Source organism: Mobilibacterium timonense, from assembly GCF_900155555.1.
GTDB lineage: Bacteria > Bacillota > Clostridia > Peptostreptococcales > Anaerovoracaceae > Allobaileyella > Allobaileyella timonense.
This window is the reverse complement of record NZ_FUHN01000006.1, coordinates 1-19,616: the sequence shown is the minus strand read 5'-3', so window position 1 is coordinate 19,616 and position 19,616 is coordinate 1. Positions and strand designations below refer to the sequence as shown.

19 protein-coding genes are annotated in these 19,616 nt (G+C 41.7%); all 19 read right to left on the bottom strand.

Features of this window, described 5'->3' with window-relative positions:
- Window positions 1-63: 63 nt before the first annotated feature.
- Window positions 64-1,056, bottom strand: a complete 993-nt coding sequence (locus BQ7382_RS01100; RefSeq protein ID WP_077390170.1) for a glucosyltransferase domain-containing protein — start codon at window positions 1,054-1,056, stop codon at window positions 64-66.
- 46 nt (window positions 1,057-1,102) lie between these two features.
- On the bottom strand, window positions 1,103-2,125 hold the full coding sequence (galE, locus tag BQ7382_RS01095; RefSeq protein WP_077390167.1) for a UDP-glucose 4-epimerase GalE: 1,023 nt from the start codon (window positions 2,123-2,125) through the stop codon (window positions 1,103-1,105).
- A 61-nt stretch (window positions 2,126-2,186) separates the two neighbouring features.
- Complete coding sequence (locus tag BQ7382_RS01090; RefSeq protein ID WP_331465910.1) at window positions 2,187-3,017, bottom strand: glycosyltransferase family 2 protein; 831 nt, start codon at window positions 3,015-3,017, stop codon at window positions 2,187-2,189.
- Window positions 3,018-3,147: 130 nt separating this feature from the next.
- Window positions 3,148-3,531 (bottom strand): GtrA family protein, encoded by a 384-nt coding sequence (locus tag BQ7382_RS01085; protein ID WP_235847907.1) that lies wholly within the window; start codon window positions 3,529-3,531, stop codon window positions 3,148-3,150.
- Window positions 3,532-3,693: 162 nt separating this feature from the next.
- Complete coding sequence (locus BQ7382_RS01080) at window positions 3,694-5,700, bottom strand: GH25 family lysozyme (RefSeq protein ID WP_077390161.1); 2,007 nt, start codon at window positions 5,698-5,700, stop codon at window positions 3,694-3,696.
- A 48-nt stretch (window positions 5,701-5,748) separates the two neighbouring features.
- The gene (locus BQ7382_RS01075; protein WP_077390158.1) at window positions 5,749-6,747 is read right to left on the bottom strand and encodes a YveK family protein; all 999 of its coding nucleotides are present in this window, start codon (window positions 6,745-6,747) and stop codon (window positions 5,749-5,751) included.
- On the bottom strand, window positions 6,737-7,993 hold the full coding sequence (locus BQ7382_RS01070) for an O-antigen ligase family protein (RefSeq protein ID WP_077390155.1): 1,257 nt from the start codon (window positions 7,991-7,993) through the stop codon (window positions 6,737-6,739). The genes BQ7382_RS01075 and BQ7382_RS01070 overlap by 11 nt, the downstream gene beginning before the upstream one ends.
- Window positions 7,994-8,007: 14 nt before the next feature.
- Entirely contained in the window at window positions 8,008-9,174 is a 1,167-nt protein-coding gene (locus BQ7382_RS01065; RefSeq protein ID WP_077390152.1) for an LCP family protein, read from the bottom strand.
- The gene (locus BQ7382_RS01060; RefSeq protein ID WP_077390149.1) at window positions 9,158-10,306 is read right to left on the bottom strand and encodes a glycosyltransferase; all 1,149 of its coding nucleotides are present in this window, start codon (window positions 10,304-10,306) and stop codon (window positions 9,158-9,160) included. The genes BQ7382_RS01065 and BQ7382_RS01060 overlap by 17 nt, the downstream gene beginning before the upstream one ends.
- A 3-nt stretch (window positions 10,307-10,309) precedes the next feature.
- Window positions 10,310-10,810 carry an acyltransferase gene (locus BQ7382_RS09740; protein ID WP_077390146.1) on the bottom strand — a complete coding sequence of 167 codons (501 nt, stop codon included), beginning with the start codon at window positions 10,808-10,810 and terminating at the stop codon, window positions 10,310-10,312.
- A complete protein-coding gene (locus BQ7382_RS01050; RefSeq protein WP_077390143.1) occupies window positions 10,807-12,036 on the bottom strand; it encodes an oligosaccharide flippase family protein in 1,230 nt (409 codons plus the stop codon). Before BQ7382_RS01050 ends, BQ7382_RS09740 begins: the two co-directional genes overlap by 4 nt.
- Before the next feature lie 44 nt (window positions 12,037-12,080).
- Window positions 12,081-13,187, bottom strand: a complete 1,107-nt coding sequence (locus BQ7382_RS01045; protein ID WP_077390140.1) for a glycosyltransferase family 4 protein — start codon at window positions 13,185-13,187, stop codon at window positions 12,081-12,083.
- 12 nt (window positions 13,188-13,199) lie between these two features.
- Entirely contained in the window at window positions 13,200-14,120 is a 921-nt protein-coding gene (locus BQ7382_RS01040) for a GNAT family N-acetyltransferase (protein ID WP_077390137.1), read from the bottom strand.
- A complete protein-coding gene (locus BQ7382_RS01035; protein WP_077390134.1) occupies window positions 14,110-14,925 on the bottom strand; it encodes a polysaccharide deacetylase family protein in 816 nt (271 codons plus the stop codon). Before BQ7382_RS01035 ends, BQ7382_RS01040 begins: the two co-directional genes overlap by 11 nt.
- Before the next feature lies 1 nt (window position 14,926).
- The gene (locus BQ7382_RS01030) at window positions 14,927-16,063 is read right to left on the bottom strand and encodes a DegT/DnrJ/EryC1/StrS family aminotransferase (protein ID WP_077390131.1); all 1,137 of its coding nucleotides are present in this window, start codon (window positions 16,061-16,063) and stop codon (window positions 14,927-14,929) included.
- Window positions 16,064-16,080: 17 nt separating this feature from the next.
- Complete coding sequence (locus BQ7382_RS01025; protein WP_077390128.1) at window positions 16,081-17,157, bottom strand: Gfo/Idh/MocA family protein; 1,077 nt, start codon at window positions 17,155-17,157, stop codon at window positions 16,081-16,083.
- 41 nt (window positions 17,158-17,198) lie between these two features.
- On the bottom strand, window positions 17,199-18,518 hold the full coding sequence (locus BQ7382_RS01020) for a nucleotide sugar dehydrogenase (RefSeq protein WP_331465897.1): 1,320 nt from the start codon (window positions 18,516-18,518) through the stop codon (window positions 17,199-17,201).
- Window positions 18,519-18,568: 50 nt separating this feature from the next.
- Complete coding sequence (locus BQ7382_RS01015; protein WP_077390125.1) at window positions 18,569-19,078, bottom strand: acyltransferase; 510 nt, start codon at window positions 19,076-19,078, stop codon at window positions 18,569-18,571.
- Window positions 19,071-19,616, bottom strand: a 546-nt coding sequence (locus BQ7382_RS01010) for a UDP-N-acetylglucosamine 2-epimerase (protein WP_144082050.1), incomplete at its 5' end; no start/stop codon positions are given. The genes BQ7382_RS01015 and BQ7382_RS01010, both read right to left, overlap by 8 nt.

Below are 19,616 nucleotides of genomic sequence, written 5' to 3'. Positions count from 1 at the left end.
TGACTTAATTCTACCAAAGATAGGTCCTGTGGATCTTCTTTTATTTAGTTTTAGTGTTCAACTTCATATTACAATTAACCTAATAATTTCTAATACTACAATCAAGAATAAATTCTGTATTCTCACTCCTTTTTTTAAAGCAAAGAAGATAATAAGCCCCGCGGTCAGAACAAGCACAATAATATTGAGAAGGCATATCAATGGTCTCCAGGCGATCGAGGGCTGATATACAAATGCCTCTACCCATCGAACGTATGTCTCCCTCACCAATTCATACCACGAACCACTCTGAATTCCATACAAACGGTTCAGGCTGTTGTACCCGGAGGCCGGAACTACCTTCCAGACAATCCATACAGTCTTTAACATGCAGGCATAAACAACACCTGATACACCCAGTAAAAGGACACCCCAGGATCCCTTCTTTAAGACGTTAAGGATATCCTCATTTTCCAAGAGTAATAAAATGCAATAAAAAATCACCAGAGAAATAAAAATGGAGATCATGCTCTGATATATTCCCAAAATGCATGTGATCAATGGTATCGCCAACAGGGACATTTTCCCACCTCTTTTCCACAGACAAAATCCTGCTGTTGCCAGGAAAAGAGCAAAAATGTTTGCGTCACAGTCACCAATATACGTTGCAAACTGTGAAGTAATAGAAAGGTTTACTGCAAAAGAACCGGCAATCAAAACCAAAATAACATTTTCAGCAATAATGAACGTCTTGCAAATCAGATATACAGTTAACCACAGCCAAATAATTGTGAGAAGAGCCGATAACCACGGCATTTCTGTAAAACCATGAAAAACCATCTGATACACTGGCAGAATAAATCTGCCAAGCGCAACCTTCCAACCCACAACGGATCTTTTTTCCCAACCTATATCTCCCCATGAGAAAAACTCATTTAGAGAATCATGGGAGAGCAGAAGATGCGCAAATCTGTAACCATGAGCTACAAACACAAAGGAAAACACTGCTACAAACGTCGTAAACAAGAGTTTTCTATTTTCTCCGATATACTTTTCTACTCTGTTATTTAACGCCATTTCTAATGTCCATTGATCTTATTCAGCATCTTATTTTCAGTTCAAATCAATTGCCTATTGTTCTCTGTCTTTCTTTTTGTTCCCATCTCCAGGAATCTCTGCACATATCTTCTATGGTCTTTTCAGCTTTCCATCCAAGAACAGACTCTGCCTTTTTCACGTCAGCATAAACACGGGCTATATCCCCTTCTCGCCTTGGGCCGATCACAGACGGGACTTCTATCCCATTTACTTTCTGGAACGTGTTCAGCAACTCAAAAACTGTATACCCGTTTCCCGTACCCAGGTTGAACACTTCTGTCCCTGTGTGCTCAAGGGCATACTCCCATGCAGCAACATGACCCTTTGCAAGATCAACTACGTGAATGAAATCTCTTTCGCAGGATCCGTCTCTTGTTGGATAATCATCTCCGAAAATCGTCAGTCTGTCTCTGATCCCTGCTGCTGTCTGTGTGATGAATGGCATGAGATTTCCTGGTATGCCATCCGGCTTCTCCCCGATCAATCCACTTTCATGAGCTCCAATGGGGTTAAAATATCTAAGCAGCACAATAGACATGCTTTTATCTGCAAATGCAAAGTCAGAAAGGATCTGTTCGATCATATATTTTGTCCAGCCATATGGATTGCTGATCCCTCTTCCTGTCTCCATTTCTTCGGTAAATGGAACGGTGTTTTTGCTTCCGTAAACAGTAGCTGAAGAACTGAAAATCATTTTTTTGCATTTATATTCTTTCATCACCTCAAGTATAGAAAGAGTACTGTCCAAATTGTTTTTATAATACATAAGCGGTTTCTTTACCGATTCGCCTACTGATTTGAATCCTGCAAAATGGATCACCCCTTCGATGTTGTTTTCATCAAAAATCTTTTCCAATGCTTTTTTATCGGAAACATCCGTTTCGTAGAATTTTACTTTTTTCCCTGTTATTTTCTTGATTCTGTCTACCACTGATATCTCACTGTTGGAAAGATCATCTACCAGAATAACCTCATTACCTAATTTCAACATTTCAACTGCTGTATGTGATCCAATAAATCCTGTTCCTCCGGTTAATAATACTGCCATCATATCTCCTCACTGTTCTTTACGATTTTACATACTTACTGCTGTCGGGACGTCCGGTGCTTCATCTCTCAGGCTTCTCATCTGTCCTTTCGCTGATTATATATCGCGGGCGTCTTTTAGTCTCCATATATGTCCTTCCTACATATTCACCAATGATACCTGTACATAATATCTGCACCCCGCCCATAAAGAGCGCCATCCATGCCAGCGATATCGTTCCCGCCATCGTTTTTCCTGCCACGTTGGCTACGATCATCCAAATCACTCCTATAGCGCCAACCAGACTTATTGCCGCTCCAAAAACCACGATAAGATGGAGCGGCCTTGTGGACAGGTTGAATATTCCATCAAATGAAAATGCGATCATTTTTTTCATTGAATAATGAGTTTTTCCTGCCTTGCGAGGCTTGCGCTCATAATAGACCGATGTGCTCTTATACCCTACCAGAGGAAACATTCCCCGTAGAAAAACATTCACTTCTTTAAAGCAGGAAAAGCTTTTCAACACCTTGTTGCTGACCAGTCTATAGTCTGCATGATCAAAGACTATGTCTGCACCCATTCTGTTCATCAGCCTGTAAAAGCCCCGAGCCGAATTTCTCTTGAACCACGTATCAGTCTGCCTGGAAGATCTGACACCATATACTATCTCACATCCATCTTTATAAGCATCTACCATTTCTCCCATTACATTTAGATCATCTTGCCCGTCGCAGTCCAGAGAAATCGTAATGTCACATTTGTCAATAGCCTCCATCAGACCAGCAAGAAGGGCGTTTTGATGGCCCCTGTTTCTGCTTTGCCTTATCCCCTTGTATCGACTGTCCTCTTCGGATAGATCTGAAATAATATTCCAAGTCCTGTCATTTGAACCATCGTCAACAAAAAGTATCTTGCTTTCTTTGCTTATTTTTTTTCATCAACCAAAATTTCAATATGTTTTAGGAGCTCCGGCGCAGTACATGGCAGCACGGCCTCTTCATTATAACAAGGTATCACCAACCAAAGCACTGGAACGCTACTCATTCTGTCTCTCCCCCTTTTTCCCTGAAAACTATATATCTCTGTCCAAAATAGTTTAAAATGAAATAGATCACAGCACCGACAGCCATCGAAATGTTATCTTGAATATCCGAAGGATAAACTCTAAGTGTTCTTATTACAGCTGGCCTGGCGATACCATATGCTACGAGCCAACAAACACCTACATTGATCACAAATTTCAACAGTTCCTGATGACTTTTTCCTTTTGATCCAAAAGTATAATGTTTATTGAGTAAAAAACTTATCACACCACCTGTCAGATAATTTGCACAAGAAGATGTCCAGTACCCTAATTCAAGCAAATTATAAGCCAGAAACATTACTGCGTTCCCCACCAATGTATTCAGTACACCAGTCAACATAAATTTGAACGTTACTACATCAACGAACTTCCCGGAACCCATATCTGTCGTTAATCCCCGCCTCTATATTAAACAATGTAATTATACAGAAAGAGCTGCCCGCTACTAAAAGGAAGGCAGCCCCATTATTCATCTGAACAGCTAATTATAGCTATCATTTCATCACTTGTTGTACCAGTAGTTCATATCCACGTTTCCATTGATCCCGCTTACTCTTCCACTGCTCGTATATTGCCAGCACGTATATGAGCCTTCATATGTAACGTGATCATAATACTGAGCGACCCAAACCTTGACATCAGCCAACTGACTCATATCAAGCGAATGATTCAGCCAACTGGTACTGGCATATATCATCGGCGTATATCCAAGCTCAACTACTCGCTGGCAGAAGCCTTTTACCGCACTGGTCCTTACAGGCACAGAGAGTGAATTTGCTCTTGCCGAAACACCTGAAATGTATTCCGTATCAATCGTTACCGGAAGTGTCACATTATAGCCGCTTATCTGGTCAATAATAAACTCAGCCTCTTCACGCCCTTCAGCCTCGCTGACTGCCTGAGAGAAAAAGTACACTCCAACTTTTATCCCTGCTGCAATAGCTCCCCTGATATTTGTTGTAAACCAGTTATCTGCCACTATTCTCCCAGATCCATAGCCTCTGTAAGCCGCTCTTATAATAGCGAACTGAACGCCATCACTGGCTACCTGCTGCCAGTTGATGGCTCCCTGTGCATAGGACACATCTATACCCTTCAGAACTGCTCCATCTAACCCGATCAACTCGTTTATTACACCTTTATCATCAGTTGTATACTTTGCTCCATGGTAATAAAACGAACCGATAACGAGAGCCCCATCAGTTCCCATGTAGTAATATGTATTACCAAAACTGATCACTGTGTTTCTATAAAGCTCTCCTTCAGAGTTGGAAAAATACTTCTTACCATCCTGTTCGATCCACTGTGCCTTGCGGATCACCAGACCAGCAGGATCCGCATAATAAATTCTGCCGTCAGCAGCTTCGAAAATTCCTGTCTGTGCAGCACCATCAGATCCCATGTAGTAACGAAGATCTCCAAAAGTTATAAAACGATTACGATATAACTCTCCCTCCTGATTGGAGAAATATCTTCTTCCTTCGCTCTGTATCCATTGAGCTTTTCTTATTACCAACCCTGTTCCATCTGCATTGTACATGTTCCCATCTTTTGCTGTAAACACCCCTGTCCTTACAGCTCCATCAGTCCCCATGTAATAGCGGCTGTCCCCAAATGTTATGAATTGGTCACGATAAAGCTCTCCTTCAGAATCAGAAAAATATCTTTTTCCATTTTCATTGATCCATTGAGCTTTTCTTATTACCAGCCCTGTTTCATCCGCATTGTACATGTTCCCATCTTTTGCTGTAAATACCCCTGTCCTTACAGCTCCATCAGTCCCCATGTAATAGCGGCTGTCCCCAAATGTTATAAATCGGTCACGGTACAGCTCTCCTTCAGAATCAGAAAAATATCTTTTTCCATCATCCTGGATCCACTGAGCCTTATTGATGACCTGCCCTGTGTTATCCGAATAATATACGCTACCATCTGCCGTAGTGAAGATCCCTGTCGATAAAATTCCATCCACTCCCATGTAATAGCGTGGTTCTCCAAATGTGATAAACTGGCCTGCATAAGCAATGCCTCTCTGATCTGTGAAATATCTGTTATTATTCCAATTTCTCCAACCTGCTTCCTGGCGTAGAGCTCCGGTCACTGGGTCGAAATAATATATTTTATCACCAATTTTATAAATGCCTTTTACTCGGTGGCCGTTCTCATCCGTATAATACCTTGCACCATTCTCGTCTATCCACGAATTTTCTTGAACTACAACAACAGAGTTATCATCCGATCCCGATGGCGCAAAAGGCAATCCATTCTCGGATGATGACAGTTTTTTCTCCTCTTCTACCTCAGAAACGTAAGCCGCATCCTTTACATCCGTTTTGTCTTCATTTACCGGAACACTTTCAACACCATCAACATCTATCTCAGCAGTAACCTGAGCCTCATGGTCAATAGTTGCTTCTCCACCTGCGTTCCCATCATCTGCCGATATCACACCATATCCTGCAAAGAAAAAACACAAGACAAACATTACTACAATCGATTTATGTTTCATTAACACCACCTGTTGAGCATCTGGCAGAAATAACTCCCGATTGCTTCTCTAAGCAAAAACATAACCCAAAATAACAATATCACATGAACTCAACTGATTTATTGCAAGCTCAATATCCCTCTCTCTTGTTCTTCCTTTGCAGATAAGGAGAACAGCACCAGAATTGTTTGGAATTTTGCCATATTCACCAAACCCTGTTATAAAAACTCCCTCGTCAGTATCTAATGCTTCTGGATATGGTTTTTTCACAGTATACACTACAGCAGCTGTATTTACTCCCACAGACTCTTCTATCCTGTTTAACAAATCTCTATCTACAGATATACCATGCTCACTATTGTTTGCCCCGCTTAAATTCACACCAGAATACATCCTGGTCAAATCCTTGATTGACCAGATCCTATCGTCAAACATCGCTAATAGTAATATTATCAGCAATGCTGCCAGCACTGCTAAAGCAAATACCATAGCCAGCTTGATAGTTGAAAGCCCAAACAGGCCACCGTTTACACCACTTTCTCCCGTTGGAATGTCTTCTTTCCCCAGAACTTTGATCTTCGTCCCCTTGAGGATCTCCTGAGGCTGATCATTTAAACTCTCCACATACGCATTCAGGATAGCCATGGATCTTTCCGGATCAGTTCCAGTTATCTGAAGGGTGGCAGTCTTGCTTGTAGCATAATCATACAAGATCAGCGGAACTTCATCTTCACTGGATACTTTTTCTATTCCGGATTCTTCCAGCCTCTTATTCGCATCATCTGCCACTTTTTTGCTTTTAATGGCAGAAAGACTGTCTGCCATTATTCCGGCTTCCTGAACATGATCATCTTTTACGCTATCCGGTGCTTCAGTGCTGTCGATATAAATAGTCAGAGATGTTTTTACTGTATCGATCTGTCCACCCTTTAAAACACTGGTATAGAAATACAAAAGCACTCCAACCACCAGCACAGCAACTGCTATGATCCACCAGAATCTTTTCAGCACTCCTGCTAACTTCTGGAAACTGAATATTGTCTGATTATCCGAGATTTTACGATTCATGCAGATTTCCTTTCAATTTGTAATATTGATCTGACGCAGTCACCTGGTATGCCCTGGCCATCAACAATACATACGTTAAAAAAAACTGATACTGAAACAGAGTGTTTTCGGTCATCCCATTAAACACGAGGAACAATCCATAAAAAAGACACAACACCAGATCAGCAGAACCATCAACATAACCACTATTGTCTGAAAAATGCTTCCATGTTCTGTTTAAAACATCCAGTAGCACAGCCAACACCACCAGCAGAAACATTATCATACCAATGATCCCATATTCACATAGTAGCTGATAGATATTATTGTGTGCCGAATGGCCTATGTAATATGCCAGTGAGTCAGTACCGGAGCCAAACCAGGAATGACCTCTGAAAACCAGTTTAGCGTTGTACATTATCCTTTCTCGGGAAATCACCGACGATCCCATCATATCAGAAAACTGCTGTCCCGACATTTTCACAGTCACTATAATTGCTCCAACGCAACCAAATGTCCCCAGTGACATGATCAATCTGCTCTCCCAGTTTCTTCTTATTGCAGCATATACAAGAAGGATCACCGCCGTCGAACAAGTCACTGCCAGAAGTGTTCCCTTCTTACCTGTCAATATTATCAGTCCTGCCGAAACCAAAATAAGAAGAAAAAATCCTAGTTTCCTTTTTTTCTCACACGTAGTAAGAAATCTGGAAAGTGAAAATCCGAACAATATTGAAAAAAAGAATGCATTGACAAATGTCTGTCCTGCTATACCTGCGTAAGTTCCATTTTGTTCTATCCATTCTCTGGTAAACGCCTGATCCTCAGGAGAAAGAAGCAAGCCTGTGATAAGGAGAGCCTGCTTCGGAGCAACAACTTGAAAAGCAGTAAACGCCACATGGAATGCTATAAATGTAAGACTCACCTTTATGAACAGTGGAAACCATCCTTCTGTGGTCATCAATAGAATTCCACAAATAAGGAAAGTAGACATTACAAGCATAACCTTGATCCCTGACATGATGGAATATGTATGAGTGCAAGATATGATCATCCACAGCACACATAAAGGCCAAAGGCCGGTAAAAGCGTTCTTCTCCAACAATAGCCCATTTCTTTTAGTAACAATGGAACCAATCGCCAAGAGCAGGATGATCATGCACATGAGGTTATCAACTTTGATGATCGAGCGCCAAAATATATAAACACAGCAGATAATGATCAGTACAGATATTAACAAGTTCTCTATTGAAGCTTTTCTGATCATACCGTTTTCCTATCCTAGTTTTCACTGCTACTCTTATCAGTGTTTTTTTCTTTATCTGGATTCATTACATTTTTGATTTTTTCTTTGGCAGCATTCACACTTGTCTCATCCTGCTCCATTACATAAACTTCCTGACTTCCAGAGCTGTACGTTGTCTGATAAGAATCAAATCCAGTAATATTGCTGTGTTCTATTTTCCATTTTGGATTTTCATCCAGCTGCATTCTGACTAATGCTTTTACTTCTGTAGGTGTGAAATTCATATCCAGATAATCAGAAATAGCCTTGAGTATTTTATTATATCTTGTAAGCAGTGTTGTGGAACTTGTCATTTTATCTATTATAGCCGTGATCACCTTTTGCTGGTCTCTTGTTCTTTGCACATCACCTTCGGCAAATGCCTGTCTTTCCCTGGCGAAAGCCAGCGCTTCATGACCATTCATATGATTTTCACCCTTCACAAAGTGATAGTGATCAATATATGACGTAAACTCATAATCAGAAACTACGTAAATTCCGCCAATGCTCTCCACAAGCTGATAGAGGGTCGAGTAATTCACCTTTATATAGTAGTTGATTTTGATCCCCATAAGATCCTCTACAGATGAAATGGTAGTATTTATACCATAAAGACCAGTATGTGTCAGTTTGTCTGTAGCATCACCCTTATCAACCAGATTGATTTGATAGTCCCTAGGTATTGACGTTAAAAGGATGGTATGAGTCTTCGGATTGACAGTAGCAATCATATTGACATCGCTTCGGCCTTCGTTTGTTATTTCTCCTCCCGTATCCATTCCGGATATGTAAACGTTGAATGGTTTTTCAGTCACTTCAACTGCATCGTTATTTTTGCTACGCGAAACATAGTTAAGAAATGAATCCGTCTTTAAAGCATAAACTGATCCAATAGCAAACGCAGCAAACAATACAAGGCTAAGAATCAATGCAATGAGCTTAACAACGAATTTAAAACTATTGAAAAACAAAAGCAGGAAAAGTATAAAGCTCACTACCCCGAACAACAGTGCACCAACCAGCATATATCTGGCAGGAAAATAATTAGTGACCACCATGATCATCTCAAAGCAAGTCAACATTATCAAATAGATGATCGACCAAATCTTCGTAAATGCTTTGAACTTTCTATGAGAGCTCTTTTTCTTAATTGTTTTTTCCATTACCGCTCCTTTTTTTCACAGTTGTCAAATACAACTGGTTGATCTGTTTCGCCACCACTTCTCCTGCAAAAGATTTTTCAACATCATCTGCAATTTCTCTACGATCAAATTCTTCTATGTTTTCATCCAGATATTTAAGCCCTCTTACTATCTCTTCCAAGGACCCTTTTCCTACGAGAACGCCATTCCTGCTGTTCACAAAATCTTCAGGACCTCCGCATCTTGTTGCCAGAACGGGAAGGCCTTTGGCCAGTGCCTCGATAAACACAACGCCAAAAGTCTCTGATTTCGTGGTAAGAGCGAAAAACTGTGCCTTATCCATTTCTTCAGATATTTCACATCTTGACAAAGTTCCCATAAATTTCACTCTGTCCCTGATTCCTGTCTTTTCAGCCAGCTCCTCCAGATTATGTTTCTGCTCTCCAGAGCCAACAATAATCAGTTTTCTTTGTTCTGACGGAAACGCAATGGCAAATGCACGAATCAGATCAGCAAAATTTTTATTTTCTGACAGTGAACCGACAGAAATGATATCTCTGCTTCTCATAGCGTTTTCGTTATACTCGAAATCATTCAGGTCAACGATATTCGGGATCGTTTCAACATCCACGTCAAAATTCTTCTTGATCATTTTTCCCAGAGCAGAACTAACGGCTATCACCTGATCTGCCCTATGGTACGTTCTTTCCCCTAAATCAAAGAATCTCTGACTTAAATCCTTTTTATTCATGTCAGATCTATGTTCGGTTACAACCACAGGAATCTTTGAAAATTTTGCAGCCTCTAGCGAGTAGTATCCGTTTTCTATGAAATGTCCGTGAATAATATCTATCTTGCCAGATCTGGATATCCGGGAAAAAACTCTTTTAAGCTTCCTGATGGCTATTCTGTCTAACAACCGATCCGGGACTCTTCCCAGAGGAACATTAACTGAGATCACATGTACTCCGTCTTTATAATATTCATGTGTTCCCCATTTCCTCCACCTTCTTACAGATCTGAGATCAAGTGCCACAAAAAAAATCTCATTATCTGTGTATTTTGCCAGTGCTTTTGCCTGGTCATATTCAAAGATCCCTTGAAGCTTATATCTGTCTGAAGGTATCCCTCTGGAAACGATAACTACCCTCATCCATTACCTCCGCTGTGAAATCTTCCTTGCAGGTACACCAGCATTTACAGAATAAGGCTCTGTGTCTTTTGTAACAACAGCACCTGCTCCAATAACACAACCATCGGCAATGGTCACTCCTGCCATGATCTGTGCACCATACCCGATCCATACGTCATTCCCGATGCTGATATCCGCTTCAGAATGTCCTTGCTTATTTATATTAATATCCCTGGCTCTGAAGTTATGAGAATCTGTTCTCATATGTACATAATACGATATCAGGCAATTTTCTCCGATGTTGATGTGACCATCAGGCGAAGCTATTAAATCCCCGCCGTTTATATATGTTCCCCTGCCAATGCTGACATTTTCAGGGAAAGCAATATTCACATCCGGACCAAGCGATACCCCGTCACTTTCTTTTAGTCCCAATTTCTTTAAATTTTGCTGTATCTTATATTTTCCCTTGAGTCCATCTGCCTTACTAAGGATTTTTCCAAGGGCAATCAGAACTAAATTCATATACTCTCCCGTCTTGTTTTCAGTTTTTTTATTGAACGGATCATCGCAGGCATCAGCATCATTGAAGAAAGTGACATCACCGTCAGTGTTGCCCAGGCTGCCCCCTGTGCCCCTAACCTTCTTATAAACAGAATATCAAGTCCCACATTTGCAATGCCTGTAACAATACTGACCACCATCGTAACATTTACTTTTCGCAATGTGGCAAGTACATTTCCTGCATTTATCCTGAATGAAGCAGAAACGAAATAATTCAGCATCAATATTCTGAGCAGAGGAACCGCATCAAGGAATTTTTCTCCCCAGATCACCTTTATAACAGTAGGTGCCAGAACGATTAGGATCAGTGTTATTACACCGTTCATCAGCAGCGAATACCGGAACAAAAGCTTTGTATATTTTTTTATCTTAGCAAAATCATCATTATTTTCCGCAAAATATGGATATACGAACAAATTGATACCTTGCGGCAAAAACAGTAATGCCGTTGGGATCGTTGTAGCGATCTTATAGCTTGCGATCACTCCAGCGTCTTTCATTATTATTCCCAGGATGAAAACATCTAATAGATACAGAAGATTCGCTACTGCTGAATTCACACAAGAAACTGACGAAAAATGAATAATTCGTTTTTTCTGGTCTGAATTCAGCCTGTATTCAGTTTCCCTTATTTCAGAATTATATTTTGTAAGGGCCATTCCCACAAAAGCAGAACAGACATTTGCAGCGTATAGTGCTAGCACCAGTCCTGTTATCCTGAGTACTTTTGCCCCTGCAATAGCACATGCAGCATATAGTATTGAATTGAGGTTGACGACCCAGGCATATAACTTATTTTCCTTCTGGCATCTCAACAGCGTACAGAAAAAATTAAACAGATAATTTGTCAAAGGGAGTAGTGACAGCATCGCAAGATATTTCCTGGACTCAGGAATGCTGATAGGAATAAATGCCGCATACAATATAATCAATAGCGACAATAATAAATTGAAGACTGATCCAAATCTCAAGCCATACTTGAAATATGCATTTTTCTCAGCATCAGGCCTGCTTTCGCTGCCAAATTGCATCACTCCATTTATCATGCCAAGGCCACTTACCAACAGAAAAAAGTTGACAAGATTATCGGCATAACCGAATATTCCATACGCATCCCTTGACAAGATCCTGACTATGCACACATTAGCAACAAACGCCACTATTTTGTTCAGCAGCCCTGTTCCCACAATGTGTCCCAGTCCCTTATCATATATCCATCTTAATTTGCTCTTCAGGTTAATGGCTTTTCACCTCTTTGTAACGACTCGTAGAAGTCCAGAAGTCTTGATCCTTCAACTTCCCAATTATACTTTCCAATGACGGCAGCTCTGCCTCTTTTTCCTTGTTCCTGGGCCATTTCAGGATCATCAATATACATCTTTATGGTTTCGGTGATTTTCTGTATATCGTCTGGCCTTACAAGTGTTCCGCACTGGTTCTGTTCGACGACCTTCCTCCAGACGGGAAAGTCTGACGCGATAACAGGAAGACCTGCGGCCATGTATTCAAACATCTTTATTGGAAGAGAGTTTATGTAGTTTGCTGTAGGCATCAGGACGCTGAGGCCTACCCTGCTCTCGCCGTACAGGGCATTCACTCCCTTACGATCCAGCATTCCTACATATTCCACATTTGGATGACTATTGCTTTTTATTACATCATTCTCACAACCGCCAGCAAGCTTCAATGTGTATCCGTCAAGCGGCCTCATTGCATCTGTCATTATTTTCTCGCCTCGGATGACCGATATTCCCCCAGCGTAACATGCCTGTTTAGATCTGTCCGAAAAAGGCTTCTCCTGAAATACAATGTCATCCAGTTTTGGATAGTTGCAAATTGTAATCGTCTTATTGCAACGGGTCCTGAATTTCTCTTCAATGAATTCTGTCGCAGCCACTACCGCAGTCAGCTCTTTTACTGAACGTGTTTCATATCTTTCATAACGAGATGAAACTGCAGGTCTGAAAATTTTCGGGATCCAAGGTTTATCCATGATCTGTGCAGGAACGTCCTCATGACTGTCAAAGATGACTTTTTTGCCATGTCTCACCAACTTTACAGCATATTTCAACATTTCCGGATCATGAAAATGATAAATATCCGCATCCTGGGCAAGAGCTTTTCCGAAGACGGTCTTATCAAACGAAAACGCTCTCTTGATCCTGTTTTCCGGCCTCTCACCGCATCCGACTATTTTTACTCCATCTTTTTCAAAAGAATCACCTGGGGCCACCAGAGTCACTTGAAAGCCGTTTTTCGCCAGTGTTACACACTCTTTTATGAAGATCCTGTCATCCAGGGGTTCATGGACGCTTGTTACATGACAAACCTTTGTCATCGTGCGCTCTCCTTACATCTTATATCCTATCAATCTCTTGATGCGGGGTTTCAGTATATCTTTCACTTCCCCGAAAAAACTCTTTTTCGATATTTCGTAATATACCGCAGGCTCGCATCCGAACCGTCGGAAAAACGTCTCTATCCCTTCTATCATCGATCCTTCAAAATCAAATGCTCTAGAAACAGTAGATGCAAACCTTATTGACTCGTGAATGAGCAACGTCTGTGCTCCACTGGACCTGAACTCGGGATCAGCCCCTGAAATGAGGTAATAACACGTCCTTTCATCATACAAAAACAATGAAGAGGCATGTACATTACCATTACTGTCCACAGCAGTCAGTATCTTGCCAGAGCCATGTTCTTTTGCAGCTTGAAATATATTGCTGATCAATTCCTTAGAATACGGATATTTCCGATTCTGCACCCTGAATGTTGCTTCAAGCATATTGTACAGATTATCCACATTCTCATCTTCAATTATTTTCACGCCCTTATTTTGGGCACTTCTTATATTCTTTTTTACAGTCTTGTCGTATTTCTTTATTATTTCGTCAATATCAGAAAGGTCATTGAATCTGTATGTTACCCTTGGGTATACATTGAATCCAAGCCAACGGTAAGGTAAAAAATACTCGTTGGACGGATCCAGCATTATAGAAATACTCCTTGTCCTCGGAAGACGAGAAACCAATTCGCCTATTACCTTCTTCTGTTTGCTCACCTTCAAGCCGGGTTTAAGCCAGATGCCAAGAGTCTGTGTCTGTGGTGGCATAGAGATCTTTTTCCCGTCGAATGGAATTGCCCACCGTCCTATGACCTCCCCCTTTTCTTCCACTTTTATCTCCTGCCATCCATTCCCAGTAACTACATCCAGGAACCACGGCTGTTCAAAGACCGAATTCGTATATGGTGTTGAACTATTTTCCATTTCTGTCCATTGCCTCAAGTTCAGCTACCGCATCCAGATATGAAATAAACTCGTATCCCTGCTCTTTAAGGAACGACATAAGCCACGTATACCAGTCCCGTTCATAAGCAAACGCGTCGCAGAACTGGTAATCGTGGAACAATACGGTGAAGTATCTGAGGTCTTTTTCTTTCGCTTTCTTTAATAATTCCAGTGTTCTCTTTTTCTTTCCTTCAGGTTTTTTTGGCAGATAACCATCCATCAAGCAAAGAGGGAATTCCCACATTTTCCCTACTCTGTATGGATTTTTGATACAACATCCTGTTTTCTTATCAAACTCAGTAGTATCATAAACATATCCGCACTGCTCAAGTTTTTCAAATGTGGTGGCATCATATCTCACATAATGCATACGTATCCCTGAAGGCCTGAAGCCACAATATTCAGTGAACGCAGCAGCCTCTTCATCCATTTTTTTCCGATCGTTAAAGGAAATGCCATGAACTCCTGCTTCGAAACCCTTATCTGTGACATATTTTACTACCGGCGGCACTTTGTCTCTCGTATAGGACATTCCAAGCTCATTTGCCATACCAAAATAGAATGTCGACGGGATCCCCATTTGAGAATCGAACCGAATCAAATCTTTTATGTAATTTCTCTCACGGCGGAATGTCCCTCCCAGCCGGCCTCTCCACTGAGCTCCGTCTATATCTCCTTTAATGAAGGAGATAGTCTCCCTGACCCATAACTTTGGATAAATCAGGTCTTTATAATGATCACTTCTATATAGATGATCTACATCATGTGAAACTATTATTTTCATATTATCTCAGCTTACTCAGTTCTTCTCTCACGGCACTGGCAACTCTCTCAACATCGTCCCTTGTGAGGTATGGATGCATTGGAAGAGAGAGAACTGTTTTACAAAGCTTGTCGGTTACAGGGAATTCACCATCTCCCAACGACTCTTTGTCGAATGCCTCCTGACAATGCATTGCCTTTGGATAATATACCATTGAAGGAATCTCTCTACTCTGCAACGCGATCTTCAGTGCGTCTCGTTCTTCCTCACTATTGAGACGAATAGTATACTGTGCCCAGCTGCTCACAAACCCGTCCGGAACTACCGGAGTCTCCACAATATCTTTTAATAACTCAGTATACTGTGAAGCTGCTTTATTAACATCTGCAGCTTCATGTTTTCTGAAAGCCTCGAATTTAGGAATCAATATACCAGCCTGGATCGAATCAAGTCGAGAATTCATTCCGATCCTGACATTATCATATTTCATTTCTCCTTTTCCATGAACACAGAAAGAGCGGATCAAAGCTGCTGAATCGTCATCATCGGTAAAAACGGCACCTCCGTCCCCGTAACATCCCAGTGGCTTAGCAGGGAAAAATGAAGTTGTCCCAATATCACCAAAGCTACATGCACGACCATCTCCTATCTGACCGCCAAAGCCTTGTGCACCGTCTTCCAGTACTTTTAATCCGTACCTGTCAGCTACTGCCCTGATTGCCGGAAAGTCAGCCGGGAGTCCGAAAAGGTCCACCGCTACCACCGCCTTTGGTGTGAGCTTACCATCCTCCAAAGTCTTTTTCACTACCTTTTCCAAGCTGTCTGAGTCCATATTAAATGTTTCCGGTATCACATCTACGAAAACCGGAGTCGCACCCAGAGTCGATGCTACTTCTCCAGAAGAGAAAAAGGTGAAGTCCGGGACGAACACAGCATCGCCAGGGCCTATCCCCCAGGCCATCAACGCCAGAAGAAGCGCATCTGTTCCGTTTCCACACGTAATACAGTGCTTTACTCCAACATACTCTGCAAGCCTTTTTTCCAACTCAGAAACCTTAGGGCCTCCGATAAACCTGCTGCTTTCTATTACTTCAACTATCTCTCTGTCAATATCTTCTTTCAGTACTTCATACTGTTTTTTCAGATCTCTGAACTGCATTTGTTCTCCTTTGTAATCTACCTGAACTCTCCGTCCATATCGGTGCTGGCAAAATCAGTAAGCGGAAGCTTTACCGGGCGTCCCTCTTTCTGGCTCTTATAGATCGCAAGCACCATCTCGAGAGCATTTCTACCAGCCACGGCATCAACATAAGGTTTCCGATCGTTTTTAATTGCATCCATCACGTCTGCGAACAAACTCGTGTGCCCATTTCCGTAAACGTTACTGGTCTCTTCCTCAAGGCCCTTGTTCTTTTCGTCTTCAACCGTCTCGTCTCTGAAATTCCATACATCGATCGTATTTGTGGATTTTCCACCGACCTTGACCGTACCGTTTTCGCCAAAAATATAAAGTGTCTCTTCAAGGTTCTGAGGGTAGACGTTAGTCGTACCTTCCACAGTGCCTATTGCTCCATTCTTAAACTTGATAACGGCCATTCCAACATCTTCAGCCTCGAGATAATCGTGAAATTGCTGGCGCGTCTGTCCGTAGACCTCTTCAACCTCATCTCCCATCATCCATCTCAAAAGATCTATACCATGGATGCACTGATTCATAAGGCATCCTCCGTCTTCCGCCCACGTACCTCTCCATGGAGCCTGATCATAGTATCCCTTGTTTCTATTCCACCTAACATTGATCGAACCATGAGAAAGCCTTCCAAATCGACCTGTCTCAAGAGCCTTCCTGACTTCCTGAACAGCAACATTAAACCTGTTCTGGTGACAAGCAGAAACCTTTACACCTTTTTCGTCAGAACGCCTGATGATTTCCTCAGCATCTCTCATGTTCATGGCCATAGGCTTTTCTATTATCACATTGATGCCCGCATCGATCACGTCAAGAGCGATCTCTGCATGCTTCCCACTTTCTGTCGCTATACTCACCAGATCCAGGTCATTTTCATCGATCATCTTCTTATAGTCACTATATCTTGCAATAGATCCATCATTTTCCAGACCGTGCTTTGCCAGGACATCTTCCATTTTTTCAGGACAAATATCACATACTGCAACGATTTCCAGCTTATTATTTACTGCGGCAGTAATATGGTTCGTTGAAATTCTACCGCAACCGATCAGTGCGTACCTCATCTGTTCCCCCAGTTTACTAACATTAGTTCAATTTTGCGTTATTACAGAAGCTCGATATTATCTCTATCTTCGACATCCTTAAATGCATTTCTTGTGTCAAATATAGCCTGAGCATTTTTCTGTATCATCTGATAGTCATAAGCGTCATGGGCTGTCGTCACTACTATCAAGTCGTAAGAAGACACAATATCTCCATTAATGTGGTCAATTCCTGTGAACCACTCGCCATTTCTTTTATACTTAGGGATCCATGGATCAAAAAAGTCCACATCAGCCCCTCTTCTCTTGAGAATATCAATAACATTCAGAGCAGGGCTCTCTCTGTAATCATCAATGTTATTTTTGTAAGCAACACCCAGAACCAGTACCTTAGACCCATTCAGCGATTTCTTATAGCGATTCAAAACCTCTGCTGCTCTGTCCACAGTGTACTCAGGCATCTGATCGTTGATGATCATTGAGTTCTCGATCATGGATGTATGGAAGCCGTATTCACGTGCCTTCCAGGTAAGGTAATACGGATCAAGAGGGATGCAATGTCCGCCAAGGCCAGGACCCGGATAAAATGCCTGAAAACCATAAGGCTTCGTCTTTGCTGCTTCAATGACCTCCCAAAGTGAGATGTTCATTTTGTTGCACAGCATAGCAAGCTCGTTGACCAATCCGATATTTATATTCCTATACGTATTTTCCAGTATCTTCTCCATCTCTGCGATGGCAGGCGAAGACACTTCATAAACTTCACCTTCAAGCACTTCTCTATACATCGCAGCGATAACTTCAGTGGCATCTTTTCCTATAGCCCCGACTACCTTAGGGGTATTCTTTGTCTTATAAATCAAATTTCCCGGATCGACACGCTCAGGAGAAAATCCCAGATAAAAATCCTCTCCACATGTTAGGCCAGAGCCTTTCTCCAATATTGGACGAATCATCTCTTCTGTGGTTCCAGGGTATGTGGTCGATTCCAGTACTACCATAGTATCTTTGGAAAGGTGCTCAGCAATAGATTCAGTGGAGGAACGCACATAGCTCACATCAGGTTCCTGATGCTTATCCAGCGGAGTTGGAACACAAATCGCAATGAAATCGACATCCTTTACAAATGAAAAATCAGACGTTGCCCTCATCTGTCCGCTGTCGACCAATTCTTTCAGATCCTCGTTGACTACATCTCCAATGTAGTTATGTCCGTCATTTACCATCTTCACTTTTTCAGGCTGTACATCAAAACCGATGGTCTTAAACCCTGCCTTGGCTTTCTCAACGGCAAGAGGAAGGCCAACATAGCCGAGACCCACTACACCCACGGTAATTTCATGTTTTTTGATTTTTTCCATCAAACGCTCTTTCATGCCCATTTGTTTACCTCTCTTTTTTGAACTGATCTACACTATATTTATTTGCTCTGTTATTTATTGAACCACTCGGTTATATTTCCATATTCATCCAGCTTTGCTACAGGGACAGCTGGAACCCCCATTACCAGTGTGTAATCAGGAACGTCCTTCGTCACGACCGCTCCTGCAGCCACCATCGCACACTTGCCCACATTATGTCCACAGACGATCGTAGCGTTGGCACCAATTGATGCGCCTTCTTTTACCACAGTTTTTCCATAATTCTCGGATCCCTTGGGATATCTTGCTCTAGGAGTCAGATCATTGGTAAACACACATGACGGCCCACAAAACACGCCGTCTTCAAGCGTCACGCCTTCATATACAGACACATTATTCTGTATCTTTACATTGTCTCCGATATGAACATTGTTGGATACATTTACATTCTGTCCCAAAGAACACTTCTTCCCTATTCTTGCCCCCTTCTGTACGTGACAGAAGTGCCATATCTTTGTGCCTTCACCGATGATAACATCGTCATCTACATAGCTGCTTTCATGTACAAAAAACTCATTCATGATTTCCCTCCGAAAAAATAATCGAGCACAGCTTTTCTGCCGCATCTCCGTTGCCGTAATAGTTTTCCTTCTGCTCAGATACTCTTGTATTCAGAATCTTATCCAAGATATCCGCTTCGTTGATGTGTGCCAGAATGTTGTGGTTACCATTCAACGTTTCCACCCATTCTGTCTGCTCTCTTAGAGTGACACATGGCGTGTCCAGAATATACGCCTCTTTCTGAAGTCCTCCTGAATCTGTCACCACCTTAACCGCATTTTTGGTAAAATACAGCATTTCCAGATACCCTATAGGCTCGACACAGATCGTATTCTTCAGTTGAAGTTCATCATTTACCTGTTGGATCATTCTTCTTGTTCTTGGATGAGCTGGAAGGATCACCGGTGCATCAAGCTTCTCGTATGATGAAAGAATTGTTTTGATTTTGCTTACATCATCAGTATTCTCTGCCCTGTGGACAGTGGACAGATACCATCTTTCAACCGCTCCACGTTCACCGAATATATATTTCAGATCTGCAAAATACTCTTCTTTTGA